Source organism: Streptomyces sp. SID486 (assembly GCF_009865385.1).
GTDB lineage: Bacteria > Actinomycetota > Actinomycetes > Streptomycetales > Streptomycetaceae > Streptomyces.
Genome location: NZ_WWJT01000675.1, coordinates 1 through 5,111 on the forward strand (window position 1 = coordinate 1; position 5,111 = coordinate 5,111).

Consider the following 5,111-nt stretch of genomic DNA (forward strand, 5'->3'; position numbering starts at 1 on the left):
GCCCCGTTATCTTCTTCGCGGTCCTGCAAGAGGGCCGCTGGCCTCCGGGCCCGGTATGACTGTTGCCCCCTGTCGAGTGGATGACCTGGGGGGTGGTGTCGCCGGGCCCGAGGGGTGCCGTCGGAGACGCTGATCAGAGGTCTGGCCACTGCCCGGCCCGGCGCAATGCCGGGCCACTTGCGGGCGGCAGGTCTGCATAACGTGGATGCGCGCGAACGGCCCCGCCTTCGAGGCCGGCACGGCATCGACGCATGTGGGGGCACGGTGATCGACATAGACGCGGTGGGCGTCTTCCTCGGCCTGGACGTCGGCAAGAGCAACCACCACGGCCACGGACTCACCCCGGCCGGGAAGAAGGTCTTCGACAAAACCCTGCCGAACGGCGAACCCCAGTTGCGGGCCGTCTTCGACAAGCTCAAGGCCAAGTTCGGCACCGTCCTGGTGGTCGTGGACCAGCCCGCCTCCATCGGCGCCCTGCCGCTGACCGTCGCCCGCGACACGGGCTGCCAGGTCGCCTACCTGCCCGGCCTTGCGATGCGCCGGATCGCCGACCTCTACCCGGGCGAGGCCAAGACCGACGCCCGCGACGCAGCTGTTATCGCGGACGCCGCCCGCACCATGCCCCACACCCTGCGCTCGCTGGAACTGGCTGACGAGATCACCGCCGAGCTGACCATGCTGGTCGGCTTCGACCAGGACCTGGCCGGAGAGGCCAACCGCACCTCGAACCGCATCCGCGGCCTGCTCACCCAGTTCCACCCCTCGCTGGAACGCGTCCTGGGCCCCCGTCTGGACCACCCCGCCATCACCTGGCTCCTGGAGCGCTACGGATCCCCCGCCGCCCTGCGCAAGGCCGGCCGCCGCAAACTCGTCGAGGTCATCCGGCCCAAAGCGCCCCGCATGGCCCAGCGGCTCGTCGACGACATCTTCGACGCCCTCGACGAACAGACCGTCGTCGTCCCAGGCACAGGCACCCTGGACGTGATCGTGCCGTCGCTGGCCAAGTCGCTCGCCGCCGTCCACGACCAACGCCGGGCACTGGAAGCCCAGATCGAAGCCCTGCTGGAGGCCCACCCTCTTTCCCAGGTCCTGACCTCGATGCCCGGCATCGGCGTCAGGACCGCCGCAGTCCTCCTGGCCACCATCGGCGACGGCAGCTCGTTCCCGAGCGCGGCCCACCTGGCCTCCTACGCCGGCCTCGCCCCGGCCACCAAATCGTCGGGAACCTCGATCCACGGCGAACACGCCCCCAGAGGCGGGAACCGCCAGCTCAAACGCGCGATGTTCCTCTCCGCGTTCGCCGCCCTCCACGATCCCGCCTCCCGCGGCTACTACGACCGCTGCCGAGCCCGAGGCAAAACCCACACCCAAGCCCTCCTCCGCCTCGCCCGCCACCGCATCAGCGTCCTGTTCGCCATGCTCCGCGACGGCACCTTCTACGAACCCAGAACCCCACGCCTCGCTTGACGAAAGACATAGAGGCACCCCCACGCGCCAGTGCTCCACACCGGCAGCCTCGTAGAACTGCCGCGGTCTGACGCGCTCCGTCCTGCTCTCCACGTAGGCCATGCGCTCTACCCAGCGCGTAGATCCGGCGCCTCCCATCGATCACGCGTGACATCGGAACTACTCGGGGAGGACTCGTTCGGCGGATCATGGGCCGAGCCGGAGCCGGCCGGTACCCATATCGTGTTGACCTCTCCCACAGGCAGTGCTGGAGTCGGCACGTGGACAGTATCCCCGCCAACCGGCGGCTCTGGAATCAGATCAGCAGCGCCTACCAGCACCGGCACGACCCGCAAATAGGCGCCGCACCCCGGCTGTGGGGCATGTATGGGCGACGTCACCGGCAAGCGCGTCCTCGAACTCGGCTGCGGCGCCGGCCAGTGGTCCAGGGCGCTCGCCGCCGAGGGCGCCACCGTGGTCGGGCTCGACCTGTCGGAAGTCCAACTCGCAGCGGCCGTCCGCACGATGGGAGCCACGCGTTACCCACTGGTGCAAGGCGCCGCCGAACAACTCCCCTTCGCCGCCGACAGCTTCGACCTGGTTTTCTGCGACTTCGGTGGGCTCAGCTGGGCGTCTCCGCACCTGGCCGTTCCTCAGGCCGCACGCGTCTTGAGCCGAGGTGGGCACCTGGTCTTCAATGTCGCCAGCCCATGGTTCGAAGCTTGCTACGACGAAGCCGCCAGCCGCGTGACGACGACGCTACAACAGGACTACTTCGGGCTGAACACCATCGCCGAAGACGACGACGCGACCAGCTATCAGCTCACCTACGGCGACTGGGTGAGGGTCCTGCGCGGCGCGGGTCTCATCATCGACGACCTCATCGAGCCACGGCCTGAACGCGGAACACGCAACGGCTACAACGAAACCGACCCACCCGACTGGGCACACCGGTGGCCGGCGGAACTGCTCTGGGTAACCCACAAACCGTAATGTCCGCCGGAGCCAAGACGCGAAGATATCCCCTCGCCGGGCACGCCCTAGGTTCCGCCTCTCTGGGCGGCGTCGAGTCTGGATGAGGAGATCAGCACGCTCCGGGCGATCACCCACACGGACACGTTCAGGCCGGTCTGCTCGAGGCCGAGCCACCCGGGCAGGACGGACAGATAGAACCCGCCGAGGGCCGAGAACGCGATCACCTGAAACACCGAGTTCAGCGCGACCAGGACGGCGGCGGCCTCGCGGTCGCCACAGGCCAGGTCGTTCCAGATGATCACCATGGCTATACAGCGCGCCAACCCCACCATGATCAGGCCCGTGCGGTACTCGGGCAGGCCCGGCAGGAACAGCAACGCCGACGCGAACATGAGCGCCGGACCGACGATCCAGTTCAGCAGCAGCGAAGGCAGCGGAGCCGCGTCAGTGCGGATGCCGATAGGGTCCGGGCATGTCAGACGCGATAGCGACCGCGATCACTGCGGCGGCGGGCCTCGGTGGAGCGCTTCTCGGCTCGGTTCTCCCGCAACGCTTCAACGCCCGCGAACGCGCCGCCGAGGCCGAAATGGCCGACCGGAGAAGGTCCTTTGAGGAGCGGCGAGAGGCATACACGGCCATGAACCGTGCCTCCGAGCAATTCCACACGCTCCTCAAGGACGCCCTGCACCGCATCCGTGACGGCGTCTATGCCGAGGAGGACCGCACCCGTCTTGAGGATTCCCGCAGGGAGTACCGCGACCGCTACGCGGCAGCCCAAATGATCGTCCCCTTGCGGATCATGGAGGCCTCGCGAGAACTCAACAAGGTGCTCGCTGAAGTCGACGCGGCGGCCAAGCGTATTGACCGCAGCCTCGCGCGTGACGGCGAGAGTGCAGAGCACCTACTCGTCGAGATAAAGCAGGCGGAGCCGCGGCTGGTAGCGATGCGGACCCTGATGAGGGAAGACCTGGGGATCCGGGACTAGAGATCGTCTTCATAGTTCAGATCCAGAGCAGGATTGATGCGATGGTGACGGCGGCCTGGAAGGACTCGCGGGTCTTGTCGTAGTGGGTGGCCAGGCCGCGCCATTGCTTGAGGCGGTTGAAGCAGCGTTCGACGACGTTGCGGAGGCGGTAGACGGCCCTATCGAAGCTGGCCGGCGGCTTGGTCCCTGCGTTCGGGGATCGTGTGGCGGATGCCGCGTCTGCGCAGGTAGGTGCGGATCTTGCGAGAGCTGTACCCCTTGTCGGCGATCACGTGGTCCGGTGTGGTGCGGGGACGGCCGGGACCGGTGCGAGGGACGTGGATCTCGGTCATGACCTGCTCGAACCGAGTGCAGTCGTTGGTGTTGCCGCCAGTGAGAACGACTCCGAGTGGGCGACCGCGTCCGTCGCAGGCGAGGTGGATTCTGGAGCTCAGTCCACCACGGGATCGGCCGAGAGCAGGATCACCCGCTTTGTCCCGATCGCCAGTCCCCTTTTGCCCCGTTATCTTCTTCGCGGTCCTGCAAGAGGGCCGCTGGCCTCCGGGCCCGGTATGACTGTTGCCCCCTGTCGAGTGGATGACCTGGGGGGTGGTGTCGCCGGGCCCGAGGGGTGCCGTCGGAGACGCTGATCAGAGGTCTGGCCACTGCCCGGCCCGGCGCAATGCCGGGCCATTTGCGGGCGGCAGGTCTGGATAACGTGGATGCGCGCGAACGGCCCCGCCTTCGAGGCCGGCACGGCATCGACGCATGTGGGGGCACGGTGATCGACATAGACGCGGTGGGCGTCTTCCTCGGCCTGGACGTCGGCAAGAGCAACCACCACGGCCACGGACTCACCCCGGCCGGGAAGAAGGTCTTCGACAAAACCCTGCCGAACGGCGAACCCCAGTTGCGGGCCGTCTTCGACAAGCTCAAGGCCAAGTTCGGCACCGTCCTGGTGGTCGTGGACCAGCCCGCCTCCATCGGCGCCCTGCCGCTGACCGTCGCCCGCGACACGGGCTGCCAGGTCGCCTACCTGCCCGGCCTTGCGATGCGCCGGATCGCCGACCTCTACCCGGGCGAGGCCAAGACCGACGCCCGCGACGCAGCTGTTATCGCGGACGCCGCCCGCACCATGCCCCACACCCTGCGCTCGCTGGAACTGGCTGACGAGATCACCGCCGAGCTGACCATGCTGGTCGGCTTCGACCAGGACCTGGCCGGAGAGGCCAACCGCACCTCGAACCGCATCCGCGGCCTGCTCACCCAGTTCCACCCCTCGCTGGAACGCGTCCTGGGCCCCCGTCTGGACCACCCCGCCATCACCTGGCTCCTGGAGCGCTACGGATCCCCCGCCGCCCTGCGCAAGGCCGGCCGCCGCAAACTCGTCGAGGTCATCCGGCCCAAAGCGCCCCGCATGGCCCAGCGGCTCGTCGACGACATCTTCGACGCCCTCGACGAACAGACCGTCGTCGTCCCAGGCACAGGCACCCTGGACGTGATCGTGCCGTCGCTGGCCAAGTCGCTCGCCGCCGTCCACGACCAACGCCGGGCACTGGAAGCCCAGATCGAAGCCCTGCTGGAGGCCCACCCTCTTTCCCAGGTCCTGACCTCGATGCCCGGCATCGGCGTCAGGACCGCCGCAGTCCTCCTGGCCACCATCGGCGACGGCAGCTCGTTCCCGAGCGCGGCCCACCTGGCCTCCTACGCCGGCCTCGCCCCGGCC

General features: G+C 68.3%; 3 protein-coding genes and 3 pseudogenes. 4 read left to right on the forward strand and 2 right to left on the reverse strand.

The annotated features are described in order from the left end of the window. Positions 1-264 precede the first annotated feature (264 nt). Both GT045_RS31355 and GT045_RS31360 read left to right on the forward strand, forming a co-directional pair. Positions 265-1,467 (forward strand): IS110 family transposase, encoded by a 1,203-nt coding sequence (locus GT045_RS31355; RefSeq protein WP_161336253.1) that lies wholly within the window; start codon positions 265-267, stop codon positions 1,465-1,467. Between the two features lie 260 nt (positions 1,468-1,727). Further along, positions 1,728-2,439 (forward strand): annotated as a pseudogene (locus tag GT045_RS31360) (class I SAM-dependent methyltransferase). An 89-nt stretch (positions 2,440-2,528) separates the two neighbouring features. Here the strand turns inward: GT045_RS31360 and GT045_RS31365 are convergent. Beyond that, positions 2,529-2,855, reverse strand: a pseudogene (locus GT045_RS31365) (arsenical-resistance protein); the annotation flags it as partial. 38 nt (positions 2,856-2,893) lie between these two features. Between GT045_RS31365 and GT045_RS31370 the strand changes: the two are divergent. Then, complete coding sequence (locus GT045_RS31370) at positions 2,894-3,406, forward strand: hypothetical protein (protein WP_161289332.1); 513 nt, start codon at positions 2,894-2,896, stop codon at positions 3,404-3,406. Between the two features lie 16 nt (positions 3,407-3,422). Here GT045_RS31370 and GT045_RS40150 read toward each other — a convergent pair. Then, positions 3,423-3,864 (reverse strand): annotated as a pseudogene (locus tag GT045_RS40150) (IS5 family transposase); the annotation flags it as partial. A 302-nt stretch (positions 3,865-4,166) separates the two neighbouring features. Between GT045_RS40150 and GT045_RS31385 the strand changes: the two are divergent. Beyond that, positions 4,167-5,111 (forward strand): IS110 family transposase (locus tag GT045_RS31385; RefSeq protein WP_161336254.1); only part of this gene is annotated, 945 nt, incomplete at its 3' end.

Excerpts from the sequence above, each read along its gene's own strand:
- GT045_RS31370 (WP_161289332.1), top strand. The coding sequence starts at position 2,894 with ATGTCAGACGCGATAGCGACCGCGATCACTGCGGCGGCGGGCCTCGGT.